A 14024-nucleotide genomic window follows, 5' to 3' on the forward strand; every position below is an offset into this window, starting at 1 on the left:
CGGTGGCGGCCCGACGGCGTGTATGCTTTTTGTCAAAGTTTTGATGACTGTTCTATAATGTTTACATTCTTTGCAAAGCTTGTGCCGTCGGTAACATTCGCCGCCTCACCGTTCGCAGTCCATGCCGTCCAGCCCGACGCTGCCCCATTCCGCCCAGGATATCGCTGGCGCCCATATTCTTGTCGTGGATGACCGTCCGGACGAGCTTCAATTACTGATCGAAATCCTGCGCGCATCGCGCTGCCGGATCAGCGTTGCGTTCGATGGGGCGCAGGCGTACAACCGTGCGCAACTGATTGCGCCCGACCTGATCCTGATGGACGTGCGCATGCCACGCATGGACGGCTTTACCGCATGCCGCTTGCTGGCCGCGACTCCCGCCACACAAGCCATTCCGATTCTCATCCTGACCGCCGTCGACAAACTCGACGATCGCATTCACGGACTCGAACTCGGCGCGATGGACTATATCGTCAAGCCGTTCGAACCGGCCGAAGTGATTGCACGAATCCGGAACCATTTAAAGAAAATCATCCGTACGCGCCTGGACGAGCTTTTGCCCGACCTGCCTGACGGACCCGACGCGGCCCTGGTGCGCGCGGCGGCCGCGGTACTGGTGCGCGACTTGCGCAAGGCGCCGACGGTCGAGGAGCTCGCCAGGCTCGTCGGCACGCACGAAAAACGCCTGTCCCGCGCGTTTCGCGACAATCTTGGCCAGACTGCCGGCGAATACATTCGCGACACGCGCTTGAAGACTGCCCGGCGCTTCCTCCTGAATAGCTCGATGACCATCAGCGATATCGCGGAAGAAATCGGCTTTTCTACTGCAGGGAATTTCGCCACCGCATTTCGTGAACGCTTCGGCATGACACCATCCGACTGGCGGCGCCAGCAAGGCCGGGTGGAGGAGGTCAACTCGGCCGTGGAACAACAGTCCGATGCATAAGCTGTGGGATATACCCGTGCTGGCCTGTCGTGCGCTTCTTCTTTGCCTGTTCACATGCCTCTTCCTGTGCGATGCCCGAGCCGCCGGGACGGCCGGCATGCGGGCGCTGCCGGACGGCGTGTCGGTCTTCGAAGATCCCACGTCCGCGTTGACGGTCAGCCAGGTGGCCGCGCGGCTCGGCCATCCGGAAGACGGCTTCCTGCCGGCCACCAAGGAACGACTGAACCCCGGATTTTCGCGGTCCGCATGGTGGCTGCATGTCATCGTGGCGAATCGCGACGACAGCGCTCGCTCGCTCGTGCTTGTCTTGAAGGATCCACGGATCGAGAGCGCTGAATTCTACGTTTTTCAAAACGGCAAATGGACCGTCGACGGCGTGTTTCCTCCCGCCAGCGCTGCCGCCAAGGCAGCGCGCCCGCGTTATCCGTTGCTCGACCTGAGTCTCAAGCCGCACGACGAATTTCCCGTGCTGGTTCGCTTCGCGTCCCGCAAGCCGATGCGCCTGCAACCTGCGGTCGTCACGTGGGCGACCTGGCATGCCGACGAAGTGCGCGCGGCACTGTGGGATGCCGTGCTCCTCGGCGGGTTCCTGGCGCTGACGTGGTGCGCGTTGCTGATCGGGCTGTTTTCGCGCAGCGCCACCTTTCTCTTGCTGGCCATGGTGTCGCTCGGCACCGCCGTGTACGAAGGCGGCATCCGCGGATACCTGCGGACGTTTCTGTTGCCATCCGCGCCCGAATGGGCGGCCCGCGGCGAAACCATGGCCGTCTATTTTGCGATCGCCTGTTTCATCCTGTTCGTCCTGAGAATTTCGAACGGAGAGAAGATCCGCATACCCGTGCGCGGCGCCTATCTGACGATATTCGCACTCGAATGGGTTGGCATGGCCGGTGCGGCGTTTGGCGACCTGCACGTCTTCGTCCGGTTTTGTGCCGGCTTGAACGTCGCATTCGGGCTGTTGAATATCTGTCTTGCGCTGTTGCTTGCAAGACGCCGGACGCCGACCGGCCGCCTGATGCTTGTCACGGTGGTTTTCTCTTTATTCAATTACGTGATACGAACCCTGGACGGACACGATGCACTGCCACCGGCCTTGCTGTGGCTGCATTCCGATATCGTCCCCAACCCCGTCATCGCGATCATCGGACTTGCGACGAATCTCGTGGTGTTGGCGGCCTGGATCCATCACGTGGGCCGGCAACGCAATGAAGCGAAACGGCATCTGGAAGATCAACAGCGCACGGAACAGGAACGGCTGCGGGCGGAAGTGGCGAAGCGCACGCTCGAGCTCAACGACGCCCTGCACCAGGCGCAGGTCAACGTGCGGCAAAAGGTCGAAATCCTCGGCTATGTGAGCCACGACCTGCGTGCGCCCCTGTCCACGATCAATGGTTACGCAAAACTCCTGCTGGAGGGCGCGACGCGCCATCAGGCCAGGCACATCCAGTTCATCGACCGCAGCATTCGTTACCAGCTCGCCCTGATCGACGAATTGCTCGAGTTCACGAAAGCCGAACTGCAACCGCTCGATCTGGACCCTGAAGAACTCGATCTGCCCACCTTCCTGGACGACATCGGCGGCTTTGCTGTTGCACTGTGCGCGCAGCAGAGCAACCAGTTCGCCTGTCGCGCGCTGACGCCGCTGCCGCGCACGGTGATCATCGACGGGACCCGCCTCCAGCAAGTGCTGCTGAACCTGCTGTCCAATGCGTCGAAATTCACGCGCGACGGCCAGGTCACGCTGTCCGTCGAGGCGCACGAGGAAGCTGGCGAATACCATCTCGGCATCGAAGTCGCGGATACCGGCATCGGTTTCGACGCCGGCCGAAAGACCGGACTCTTCCAGGCGTTCCGGGAGGTGCACCCGACCGACGGCGGGACCGGGCTGGGCCTGTTCATCGCCGATCGCATCATCCGCTCGATGGGCGGCACGTTGCGCGTGTCCAGCCTGCCGGGCGCCGGCTCGTCGTTTTCGTTCACGATCGCCGTGCGTACCGTCGGGGCCATGTTCGTGCCGCCCTCGCATGTCGACCGGCCTGCGGCGCCGGTGGACGCGGCCTCGGCGACAACGATCCGAGTGCCCGGCGGCCCGTCTCGTCCAGACTTCGCAGCCCTCGACAGGCTGGCCGGATTCGCGCGCAGCGGCCGTTTGACCGACATCGAACAATGGATCGACGTGCAGTCGGCAAATCCCGATTACATGGACTTCCTCAAGGAAGTACGGCGTCGTACCGATGCATTGGACTTCCACGCCATCGACAAGCTGGTCGAAGTATTGAAAGCGCGCGCCGCCGCCCACGCCACAGTCGAGGACAGTGGTTCCTAAGCATTCAGGATATTGGACGGGTTCCCGTTCGCGAAGTTCACGACATTCTCGAACGCTGCCCGGAAATACAGCTCGTAACTGTCCCGCTCGACATATCCGAGGTGCGGTGTCGCCAGCACGGTCGGGATTTTCAGGATCGGCGCATCGGCACCCAGCGGCTCGCTCGTGAACACATCCAGCGCCGCATACCCCGGCCGCCCTTTGCGCAGCGCCGCCTCCAGCGCGCCTTCCTCGACCAATTCCGCGCGGCTCGTGTTCACGAACAAGGCGTCGCGCTTCATCCGGGCCAGGTCGTCCGCCGTGACGATGCCGCGCGTGGCGTCGTTCAGCCGCAGGTGCAGGCTGACGACGTCGGCCTGCTCGAAGAACGCCTCGCGCGTCGGCGCGGCGGATAAGCCGTCAGCCGCGGCGGCGGCCCGGCTCTTGTCGCTGCCCCATACCATCACCTGCATGCCGAACGCGCGCGCATAAGCGGAAATCATCTGCCCGATCTTGCCGTAGCCCCAGATACCCAACGTCCGGCCCTTGAGCACACGGCCCAGGCCGTTGAGCTCGGGGTTGATGGACGCAGTCTGCCACAGTCCATCCTTCAGGTTATTGGCGTAAGGCACGATCTTGCGGCTGGCCGCCATGATCAGTGCCCACGTCAGCTCGGCCGGCGCGACGGGGGAGCCGATGCCTTCCGCGATCGCGATGCCGTGCTCCGTCGCGGCCGCCACGTCGATGTGACCGGCCACCTTGCCCGTCTGCGACAGCAGTTTCAGGTTCGGCAACTTGGCCAGCAGCGCGCGCGAGAATGCCGTGCGTTCGCGGATCAGCACGAGGGCGTCGAACGGCGCCAGGCGGATTGCCAGCTGGCCGAGGCCGCGGGTCGAATTCGTGAACACCTTGACCTCGTGCCCATCCAGCAAACGGAAGCAGTCGAGGCCGCGGACGGCGTCCTGGTAATCGTCAAGAATCGCAATTTTCATGGAGTTGGCAGATTTTATGAGCAAGAAAGTAATGAAATAACAGAATGTGAACGGAAGAAAATAACCTACTACATTGCTCAACCAAAATTCCTACATTTTTGTTGTTGAAGCATTTAAAACGCGTTTGCGCAGGTGTAGAATCGACCAGAAATAAGAGTCCGGGATGTCAGATTGACATCACTTGCGGCCAGCAGCACACGTTCCACCCAGTCCTCCGGCAGCGAGCATACGCGCCCCCGGGCTGGCGACATGACCGCCGTAGTGCCGAGCCGTGAACCGCACGGAGTTTCCGGTGCGGGCCCACGAGGCCTTCCTTCACGACGATCCTGCCGGGACAAGATAAACGGGATTCCGACCGCCGCGCGCATTGCAGGCCGCCGCCTCTGCCGCAGAACAGGCCGTTGGAATCGCCAGGAATTCTTAATTGGCATTGGAGGTATGTATGAACCAGCCCGTGATGGGCGGCGTCGCCGCACTGAACGTCCCAGCTTACATCAAGCACAACAAACTCATCAATTGGGTGGCCGAGATCGCGGCCCTCACGAAGCCCGACGCCATCTATTGGTGCGACGGCTCCGAAGACGAGTACGACCGCCTGTGCGCACAGATGGTCGAGGCCGGCACGATGAAGCGCCTGAACCCGGCCAAGCGCCCGAATTCCTACCTCGCGTGCTCCGACCCGAGCGACGTGGCCCGCGTGGAAGACCGCACGTTCATCTGCGCCGCCACGAAAGAGCAGGCCGGTCCCACGAACAACTGGGTCGACCCGAACGAAATGCGCCAGACGCTGAACGGCCTGTTCGACGGCTGCATGGCCGGTCGCACGATGTACGTCGTGCCGTTCTCGATGGGCCCGCTGGGTTCGCCGATCGCTCATATCGGCGTGGAACTGTCCGACTCGCCGTATGTCGCCGTCAACATGCGCATCATGACCCGCATGGGCAAGGCCGTGTACGACGTGCTGGGGACCGATGGCGACTTCGTGCCGTGCGTGCACACGGTCGGCATGCCGCTGCAGCCGGGCCAGCAGGACGTGCGCTGGCCGTGCAACGCCACCAAGTACATCGTGCACTATCCGGAAACGCGCGAAATCTGGTCGTTCGGTTCGGGCTACGGCGGCAACGCGCTGCTGGGCAAGAAGTGCTTCGCGCTGCGCATCGCCTCGAACATGGGCTACCAGGACGCGCAGCAGGGCGGTCCGGGCTGGCTGGCCGAGCACATGCTGATCCTCGGCGTCGAATCGCCGCAGGGCGACAAGAAATACGTCGCGGCCGCATTCCCGTCGGCCTGCGGCAAGACGAACTTCGCGATGCTGATCCCGCCCGCCGGCTTCGAAGGCTGGAAGGTCACCACGATCGGCGACGACATCGCCTGGATCAAGCCGGGTGCGGACGGCAAGCTGTACGCCATCAACCCGGAAGCGGGCTATTTCGGCGTCGCCCCGGGCACGAACGACAAGACGAATCCGAACTGCATGGCGTCGCTGCGCGAAAACGTCATCTTCACGAACGTGGCGCTGACGGACGACGGCGACGTGTGGTGGGAAGGCATGACGAAGGAAGCGCCTGCACACCTGATCGACTGGCAGGGCAAGGACTGGACCCCGGCATCCGGCACGAAGGCCGCGCACCCGAACGCACGCTTCACCGTGGCCGCCACGCAGAACCCCGTCATCGACCCGGCCTGGGACGATCCGGCCGGCGTGCCGATCTCCGCGTTCATCTTCGGCGGCCGCCGTTCGACGACGGTGCCGCTGGTGACGGAAGCCCGCAACTGGACGGAAGGCGTGTACATGGCCGCCACGATGGGCTCGGAAACGACGGCGGCTGCCGCCGGCCAGATGGGCGTCGTGCGCCGCGACCCTTACGCCATGCTGCCGTTCATCGGCTACAACATGAGCGATTACTTCCAGCACTGGCTCGACCTGGGCCGCAAAGTGGCCGAGAAGAACCCGCAGGCGCTGCCGCAGATCTTCTGCGTCAACTGGTTCCGCACCGATGACAACGGCAAGTTCGTATGGCCGGGCTACGGCGACAACATGCGCGTGCTGAAGTGGATCCTCGACCGCACGCAGGGCCAGGCCGGCGGCGTCGAACACATGTTCGGCACCACGCCGACGTATGGCGACCTGAACTGGACCGGCATCGAGTTCACGACCGAGCAATTCACCCAGATCACATCGATCGACAAGGATGCGTGGCGCGAGGAACTGAAGCTGCACAGCGAGCTGTTCGACAAGCTGGCCTACCGCCTGCCGCAGGAACTGGTGGCTACCAAGGCCCAGCTGGAGAAGCGCCTGGCCGAGTAAGCACGGCTGGAGAAGGACAAGCGAGGAGACGACGGCGGTCCCAGGAGGCCGCCGCGAGACGAGAGAAGGGACAGGCTGCGCCTGTCCCTTTTTTCATGAAGCCCGTGCACGCCTCGCACGCTTCACGGGCCCGTCATATTGCAAGGGAATAATCCGCGGCTCCACATTGTCTTTGGAGCAAGCATGCCACGTACCCACGCCGTCCTGTCCCGCCACGCGATGGCCACCGCCATCCTCGCCCTGCTGGCCGCTTGCGGCAGCAGCGACTACGTCGATGTCGCACCGGTCTCGACCGCCCCCGCCGCGCCGGCCGATCCGGCCTTCGTCGACAACGTGCCGGCGCCGGCGATCGCCGCCTTCGTCGACAACGCCGCCACGAACCAGCAGAGCCAGACGACGGTCGACGTCAACGCGGGCGTGCGCGTGCTGGCGCCGTTCATGGACCTGTGGCGGCCCGTCAAGCAGACGATCGACGTCAGCACGTGGGACGGGCTGCAGGGCACCGTGCTGAACCAGGCCGTCCACGACAAGAACATCCAGTACGTCGTCGATGCGACCACGCAGCGGACGGCCGCGCAGGCCACGAACGCCTACCTGGACGACCGCCAGAACCAGGCCTACAGCATCGTCGACGGCATGGGGCCGCTGACGGCCGCGTGGCGTGCGGGCTCGAAGGCGACGACGACGATCACCGCGGTGGCGCCCGATGCGACGACCGTCAAATACGACGACGGCGGCAACGGCGCCGGCGATGCGACCACGGCCGAGTTCGGGTCTGTCGTGTCATTCATCAACGCGATGCGCAGCAACGGTTCGACGGAACCCTCGAAGCGCTTCTACAAATACCCGCGGCCCTGGCGCTGGAGCAGCGCCGTCAAGGTCGTGCCGGCGCTGGAGCCGGCCAAGAGCCCGACGCCGGCGACGGACGGCGGCTTCCCCAGCGGTCACACGAATGCCGCCATGCTGAATTCGCTGGCGATGGCGTACGCGATGCCGGAGCGTTTCCAGGAAATGATCTCGCGCGGCCTGGAGCTGGGCGAGAACCGCATCCTCGCCGGCATGCATTCGCCGCTGGACGTGATGGGCGGCCGCATGCTGGCGCAGGCCATCTTTACGGGCAACATCAACGCCCCCGCCAACGCGGCCCTGAAGCAGAAGGCGTACGCCGACGCGCACGCGTACGTGCAGGCACAGACGGGCACGACGGTGGGCACCCTGTACGCGTACGCCCACGGCGGGATGACGGACACCGACCGCTTCGCCGACCACGATACGAACAAGGCCAACTACCTGCGCCGCCTGACGTTCGGTTTCGCGCCGATCAAGGCGACGGATGCTCCGGCCGTCGTGCCGAAGGGCGCGGAAGCGATCCTGGAGACCCGGCTGCCTTATCTCGATGCCATGCAGCGCCGCGCCGTCCTGCGCAGCACGGCGCTGCCGTCCGGGTACCCGCTGCTGGACGACGCGGAAGGCTGGGGCCGCTTGAACCTGTTCGCCGCGGCGGACGGCTATGGCGCGTTCAACGGCAGCGTCGTCGTGACGATGGATGCGTCGCGCGGCGGCTTCTGGGCGATGGATGCGTGGCGCAACGACATCTCGGGCAGCGGCAAGCTGACGTTGAAAGGCACGGGTCGTCTGGTCCTGACCGGCAAGAACAGCTGGACGGGCGGCACCGAGATCGCCGGCGGCACGCTGGAAGCGGATTCGAACGACGCGCTCGGCACAGGCGACGTGTACGTCGGCAGCGCGGGCACGCTCGCGAGCGCGGCGCCGGGCCGGCTGGCCATCGGCGGCGCTTACGTCCAGCTGGACAAGGGCACGCTGAACATCGCCCTCGGCGCCAACAATGCGGGCACGGTGGCGGTGAAGGGGACGGCCACGATCGTCGGCGGCACCCTGCACGTGACGTTCGCCGGCGGCTTCAAGCCCACCGTCGGCACCACGTACCCGGTGCTCTCGGCCGGCAGCCGCAAGGGCGTGTTCGCGAACGTCGTCGCGGATGGCTACAAGGCTACGGTCGTCTACAGCAACACGAGCGTTGCCGTGCGCATCGATGGCTGATGATTTCCCGCATCGAGTTGCGCGAAATCATTTGGTTTTTTGATTTTACTAAAATAAGGTAATCATTTATCCTGTCGTCAACTCGCACTGTTAGCGCAAACATTTTTTCGTCAGCGAGTCCCGACGTGATAAGGACAACAAGCATGAGACACCGCCGCACCGTGCTGCGCGCCGCCCTGGCGCTGGCATTCGCTTCCCCATTCGCCCTGCCCGCGACCGCATCGGCCGCGGGCGCCACGCGCCAGATCGTCGTCGACGCAAACGCGCCGACCGTCGCACGAGACCATTTCGCCGACTTGTCGGTGGGTTCCGACTACCCGGGCACCTTGATCCGCGACGACAGCCTGGCCCAGCTGAAGATCGCGAAAGACGAACTGGGCTTCCGCTACATCCGCTTCCACGCGATCTTCCACGACATCCTCGGCACTTATAAAGTCGTGGACGGCAAGCCCGTGTACGACTGGACGAAGATCGACTACCTGTACGACAAGCTGCTGGGCATGGGCATCAAGCCGTTCGTCGAGCTGGGCTTCACGCCGGACGCGATGAAGACGTCGGACCTGACGATTTTCTACTGGAAGGGCAACACGTCGCACCCGAAACCGGACCAGTGGGCGGGCCTCGTCGATGCTTTCGTGCGCCACATGCAGCAGCGCTACGGCAAGGAAGAAGTGCGCAGCTGGTTCTTCGAAGTGTGGAACGAGCCGAACCTGGACGGCTTCTGGGAAAAGGCCGACCAGAAGGCCTACTTTGAATTGTTCGACCTGACGTCCAAGACGCTGAAGGCGATCGACCCGGACCTGCGCGTGGGCGGTCCGTCGACGGCGGGCGCGGCCTGGGTGCCGGAATTCCTCGCGCACACGAAGCAGAGCGGTGCGGCGGTCGATTTCATCACGACGCACACGTATGGCGTGGACGGCGGCTTCCTGGACGAGAACGGCAAGGGCGACCAGAAGCTGTCGCCGAAGCCGGACGGCATCGTCGGCGACGTGGTCAAGGTCCGCAAGGAGATCGAGGCATCGTATTTGCCCAAGCTGCCGCTGTATTTCACGGAGTGGAGCACGAGCTACAACCCGCGCGACAACGTGCACGATTCGTACATGAGCGCCGCGTACATCCTGTCGAAGCTGAAGGCGACCGAGGGCGTCGCCCAAGGCATGAGCTACTGGACGTACACGGACCTGTTCGAGGAACCGGGTCCGCCGACGGCGCCGTTCGAAGGCGGCTTCGGCCTGATGAACCCGCAAGGCATCCGCAAGGCGGCGTGGTTCGCGTACAAGTACATGCACGAGCTGGGCGACCAGCAGGTGCAGACCGCCGACAAGCAAAGCTGGGTGACGAAGGACGCGAACGGCGTGCAAGTGCTGGCCTGGGACTTCCAGACGCCGAACATGGGCAAACAGACGAACCGTCCGTTCTTCGGCGCCGTCCAGCCGACGAAGAAGGCCACGCCGCTGAAGATCCAGCTGAAGGGCATGAAGCCCGGCACGTACGCAGTGCAGATCTGCCGCACGGGCTTCAAGGCCAACGATGCGCACACGGCCTACATCGAGATGGGCAAGCCGAAGACGCTGACCAGCGAGCAGCTGGCGCAGTTGCAGGCGCTGACCGTCGACAAGCCGGAGACGAAGTCGGTGAAGGTCGGCGCGAACGGCGCGGCGAGCGTGCAGGTGCCGATGCGCGCCAACGACGTCGTGCTGGTGAAGATCGCGCAGTGATGTACGACGGATGTCGTTCCGCGCGCACGCGGAACGACTTCTGGAACCTTCAGGGGGCGCTCAGCCCCACTGCATCAGGCAAGGCGGCACCAGCAGCACGAGGGCCAGCGCGAGATAGATCAGCTGCAGCGGGATCATCCACCTGGCCCACGTGATCCACGGCACGCGCGCGAGCGCGAGCACGCCCACCGTGATGCCGGACGTGGGGATCATCGGCGTGGACAGCTCGCCGAGCTGGAACGCGAGGATCGCCGTCTGGCGCGTCACGCCCACGAGGTCCGCGAGCGGTGCCATGATCGGCATCGTCAGCGCGGCCTGGCCCGTGCCCGAGTGGATGAAGAAGTTGATCACAGACTGGATCAGATACATCTTCTGCGCCGAGAACACGGGGTGACTCGACTGCACGAATGGCATCAGGCCGTGCAGCATCGTGTCGATGATGTGGGCATCGCGCGCGAGGATCATCGTGCCGCGGGCGACCGCGATCACGAGCGCCGTCGGCGCGAGGTCTTTTGCCCCCTGCATGAACGCGCCCACCCAGTCGTCGGCCCCGAGCCTGCCGACGATGCCCACGACGATCGCCATCGACAGGAACAGCGCCGCGATCTCGTCGATGTACCACTCGAATTTCACGACACCGATCACCATCGAGCCGAGCGCCAGCGCGAAGATCGCCAGCACCGCCGTGTGACGCCCCGTCATGCGGTCGCCGTGCATGACGGGCGGATGTTCCTTGCGCCTCGCCTGGTCCAGCACATAGGTCGGGCTCAGCGCCGGGTTGTGCTTGACGCGCGCCGCGTACCACATGAGGAACAGGATCGTGACGACGGTCGCCGTCGCCCACACGATCAGCCGGTAGCCGATGCCCGAAAACACGTCCACGCCCGCGATGCCTTGCGCGATGCCGACGTTGAACGGATTCAGGAACGCGGCGCCGAAGCCCACCTGCGAACCGAGGAAGGGGATAGCCACGCCGACGATGGTGTCGTAGCCCAGTGCCAGCGCGAGCGGCACGAAAATCAGGATGAACGGAATCACTTCCTCGTTCATGCCGAACGTGGCACCGCTCAGCGAGAACAGGGTGACGAACACGGGGATCAGCGCGGCGCGCACGACGCTCGACGTCTCGTGCGCGCGCGCGATGGAGCGGATCGCCGTGTCGATTGCTTCCGTCCTCTGCACGACGGCGAACGCGCCGCCGACGACGAGCACGAAGCCGATGACCTTCGCCGCCTCCACGAAGCCGTTGATGGGCGCCTTCATCAACGCGACGAGGCCTTGCGGGCTGCTGGCGACGTAGTGGAACGAGGCCGGGTCGACGAGCTGCTTGCCGTTCACGAGATGGGTGTCGTACTTCCCGCCGGGGACGAGCCACGTGGCGAGCGCGATCAGCGCGAGGATCGCGAACAGCAGCACGAAGGTGTTGGGCATACGCAGGCGCATGGGCATCGACCTCATTGACTCAGCAGGGAACCGGAACGGAAGGGCGTCGTGCCCGCGATTTTACAGATGTGCATGCCGCGCTGCAGGTAGCGGTGCGCGGTGCTGGCGAACAGCAGGCCGTCGCGGCTGGCGCGCACGGTGGCCGTTGCTCCCGTCACCGGGTTGACGACGTCGGCGACGGCGTCGCCGGCCTTCACCGCATCGCCCAGCGCCTTCAGGAAAACGAGCACCCCGGATTGCGGCGCATGCAGCGGCTCGACGGCCTCCAGCGGCGACGCCGCGCACAGCGGCGCGGGCACCGCGGTTTGCGGGACGTCGACGATGCCTTCGCGCGCGAGCCATTGCAGCAGCGCGTGCGCATCCTGTTGGGCGTAGTCGTAGCGCACGTCCATCTCGCCGCGCAGTTCCACGGTGACGGCCACGCAGGCCGGCGGGATCGGTGTCGCCGCACCGGCGTGTTCGGCCAGGTCCCACCACAGCCGGCTGCACGCCTCGTCGAACGGCTCGCCGCCGGAGCCGGCGGATACCAAGTAGGCGCGCGCGCCCAGCAGCGCCGCCAGCGGTGCGACGCGCTCCGCCAGCGCGGGGCCCGTGTACACGTGCAGCAGCGCTTCGTTGTCGCTATGCAGATCGAGCACGATGTCGGCGTCGATCGCCAGCGCCAGCAGCGTCTTCTTCAGCGTGTCCATGTGGCCGGCCGGTTCCCACCGCGCGACCGCGGCGCGCGCTTCCTCGCGGATCGTCGCGACGTTCGCTGCGGCGTCCGGCCCGAGCCGGCCCGCCAGTGCGTTCTTCAATTCGTCGGCGACGTGGCGGAAGCCCCGGTTGAAATTGATGCCCGTCGCCAGGTCGAAGCGGCCGAGCGGCGTGCCGTGCACGAGCTGCGACAGCCCGATGGGATTCGCGGCCGGCACGAGGATCACTTCGCCGTGGATGCGGCCCTCGGCGTCGAGCCGTTCGAGTTCGCGCCGCAGCACGTGCGCCACGAGCATCGCGGGCACCTCGTCCGCGTGCAGCGAAGCCTGGATGTAGACCTTCTTGCCGCTGCCGGCGACGCCGTAGTGGTGCGACGTGAGCCGGTAGTTGGCGCTGCCGGTTTCGGTGGCGATCGGATGGGTCGTCGTATGCATGTGCCGTGTCTCCTGGCGTCGCTGGCTGCGGCCGATTATGTATGAATTTTTACACAACGTAAATCGATGAAAGAAAATTTTCAAAATCTTGTTGAGTTGTGCCGCCGACCTGTTTTACATTTAAAAATATTGATCTATTGACATGCATACGCGATGCCTCTTCGTCCTCCGCCCAGCGCTTCGCCCGACGTCGGTTTCGCCGAGTCGTCGCTCGGCCAGTCCCTTCTGCGCGTGCTGGCCGAGGGCTCGGCGTCGAACCGGGCGATCGCCGACTACCTGCTGCGCAACCAGGTGCGTGTGACGGCGCTGGGCATCGAGGAACTGGCGGAAGCGTGCGCCGTGTCGACGGCGACCATCAGCCGCTTCGCGCGCGATCTCGGTTTCAGGAATTACGCGGCGATGCGCGGCGCGGTGGCGGAGACGCTGCAATCGCTGCTGCAGCCCGTCGAAAAGCTGCGCAGCACGATCGCGCGGCGCAGCGCGAAGGCGTCGCCAGCGCTGGAAAGCCTGGGGTATGCGGAGGCCGCGCTGACGGCCACGCGCGGCGCCCTGGCCGGCACGCAGATCGACCGCGTGGGCACGGTGCTCACGAAGGCCCGCACCGTGTACGTGCTGGGGTTCGGCCTGTCGTCGTTCCTCGCGGGCGCGCTCGCGATGCATTTGCAGCCGTTCTGCCGCCACGTCGTGGAAGTCGCGGCGAGCGGCGGCACGGAGGTCGCGGCCGGCCACCTCGCGACGGTCGGCGCGAAGGACGTGCTGGTCGTGATCTCGCTGCCGCGCTACACGCTCGACGTCGTCCCGTTGACGCGGTTCGCGCGCGACGCCGGCGCGGCCATCGTCTCCATCACCGATTCGCCCGCGTCGCCGCTCGCCGAGCTGGGACACCACGTGCTGTACGCGCACAGCGCGCATCCCGTGCTGCCCAGCAGTTCGAGCGCGGCGCTGGCCGTCATCGAAGCGCTGGCCGTGTCGCTGATGACGTCCAACAAGGCCAACGTCGCGAAGGCGGCGCGCCACACCGAAGCCATCGCCGCCTACCTGTACGGCGAACACCAAGTCCGCAGCACGCAGAAAAAAGAGGGCGCAAAAAAGCGCCCCATCGCGAAGACATCCTGAGTCAC

Annotated in this window: 9 protein-coding genes; 6 read left to right on the top strand and 3 right to left on the bottom strand. The window is 65.0% G+C overall.

Going from position 1 to position 14024, the window contains the following annotated elements:
• Positions 1-121: 121 nt before the first annotated feature.
• Both HAV22_RS22435 and HAV22_RS22440 read left to right on the top strand, forming a co-directional pair.
• Positions 122-946: a response regulator transcription factor gene (locus HAV22_RS22435; protein ID WP_166861990.1), complete on the top strand. Its 825-nt coding sequence runs from the start codon at positions 122-124 to the stop codon at positions 944-946.
• A complete protein-coding gene (locus HAV22_RS22440) occupies positions 939-3272 on the top strand; it encodes a sensor histidine kinase (RefSeq protein WP_166861991.1) in 2334 nt (777 codons plus the stop codon). The genes HAV22_RS22435 and HAV22_RS22440 overlap by 8 nt, the downstream gene beginning before the upstream one ends.
• Here HAV22_RS22440 and HAV22_RS22445 read toward each other — a convergent pair.
• Positions 3269-4243: a D-2-hydroxyacid dehydrogenase family protein gene (locus HAV22_RS22445; RefSeq protein ID WP_166861992.1), complete on the bottom strand. Its 975-nt coding sequence runs from the start codon at positions 4241-4243 to the stop codon at positions 3269-3271. The genes HAV22_RS22440 and HAV22_RS22445 overlap by 4 nt on opposite strands.
• A 442-nt stretch (positions 4244-4685) precedes the next feature.
• Here HAV22_RS22445 and HAV22_RS22450 point away from each other — a divergent pair, with 442 nt between their 5' ends.
• From HAV22_RS22450 to HAV22_RS22460, 3 genes are all read left to right on the top strand, one after another.
• Positions 4686-6551: a phosphoenolpyruvate carboxykinase (GTP) gene (locus tag HAV22_RS22450; protein WP_166861993.1), complete on the top strand. Its 1866-nt coding sequence runs from the start codon at positions 4686-4688 to the stop codon at positions 6549-6551.
• Between the two features lie 183 nt (positions 6552-6734).
• Positions 6735-8612, top strand: a complete 1878-nt coding sequence (locus tag HAV22_RS22455; protein ID WP_166861994.1) for an acid phosphatase — start codon at positions 6735-6737, stop codon at positions 8610-8612.
• A gap of 143 nt (positions 8613-8755) precedes the next feature.
• The gene (locus tag HAV22_RS22460; protein WP_166861995.1) at positions 8756-10330 is read left to right on the top strand and encodes a GH39 family glycosyl hydrolase; all 1575 of its coding nucleotides are present in this window, start codon (positions 8756-8758) and stop codon (positions 10328-10330) included.
• 60 nt (positions 10331-10390) lie between these two features.
• On the opposite strand, the gene HAV22_RS22465 is transcribed toward HAV22_RS22460, so the two are convergent.
• Complete coding sequence (locus tag HAV22_RS22465; protein WP_229421360.1) at positions 10391-11761, bottom strand: YfcC family protein; 1371 nt, start codon at positions 11759-11761, stop codon at positions 10391-10393.
• Positions 11762-11784: 23 nt separating this feature from the next.
• Positions 11785-12903 carry a succinylglutamate desuccinylase/aspartoacylase family protein gene (locus HAV22_RS22470; protein WP_166861997.1) on the bottom strand — a complete coding sequence of 373 codons (1119 nt, stop codon included), beginning with the start codon at positions 12901-12903 and terminating at the stop codon, positions 11785-11787.
• A 153-nt stretch (positions 12904-13056) separates the two neighbouring features.
• Between HAV22_RS22470 and HAV22_RS22475 the strand changes: the two genes are divergently transcribed.
• Positions 13057-14019: a MurR/RpiR family transcriptional regulator gene (locus tag HAV22_RS22475; RefSeq protein ID WP_166861998.1), complete on the top strand. Its 963-nt coding sequence runs from the start codon at positions 13057-13059 to the stop codon at positions 14017-14019.
• Positions 14020-14024: the final 5 nt, after the last annotated feature.

This window comes from Telluria antibiotica (genome assembly GCF_011682055.1).
In the GTDB taxonomy this organism is placed as follows: domain Bacteria; phylum Pseudomonadota; class Gammaproteobacteria; order Burkholderiales; family Burkholderiaceae_D; genus Telluria; species Telluria antibiotica.

Bases quoted from the DNA above. Each gene is read 5' to 3' on its own strand.
- HAV22_RS22460 (WP_166861995.1), top strand. From the start codon at position 8,756: ATGAGACACCGCCGCACCGTGCTGCGCGCCGCCCTGGCGCTGGCATTC.
- HAV22_RS22445 (WP_166861992.1), bottom strand. From the start codon at position 4,243: ATGAAAATTGCGATTCTTGACGATTACCAGGACGCCGTCCGCGGCCTC.
- HAV22_RS22455 (WP_166861994.1), top strand. From the start codon at position 6,735: ATGCCACGTACCCACGCCGTCCTGTCCCGCCACGCGATGGCCACCGCC.
- HAV22_RS22440 (WP_166861991.1), top strand. From the start codon at position 939: ATGCATAAGCTGTGGGATATACCCGTGCTGGCCTGTCGTGCGCTTCTT.
- HAV22_RS22470 (WP_166861997.1), bottom strand. From the start codon at position 12,903: ATGCATACGACGACCCATCCGATCGCCACCGAAACCGGCAGCGCCAAC.
- HAV22_RS22475 (WP_166861998.1), top strand. From the start codon at position 13,057: ATGCCTCTTCGTCCTCCGCCCAGCGCTTCGCCCGACGTCGGTTTCGCC.
- HAV22_RS22465 (WP_229421360.1), bottom strand. From the start codon at position 11,761: ATGCCCAACACCTTCGTGCTGCTGTTCGCGATCCTCGCGCTGATCGCG.
- HAV22_RS22450 (WP_166861993.1), top strand. From the start codon at position 4,686: ATGAACCAGCCCGTGATGGGCGGCGTCGCCGCACTGAACGTCCCAGCT.
- HAV22_RS22435 (WP_166861990.1), top strand. From the start codon at position 122: ATGCCGTCCAGCCCGACGCTGCCCCATTCCGCCCAGGATATCGCTGGC.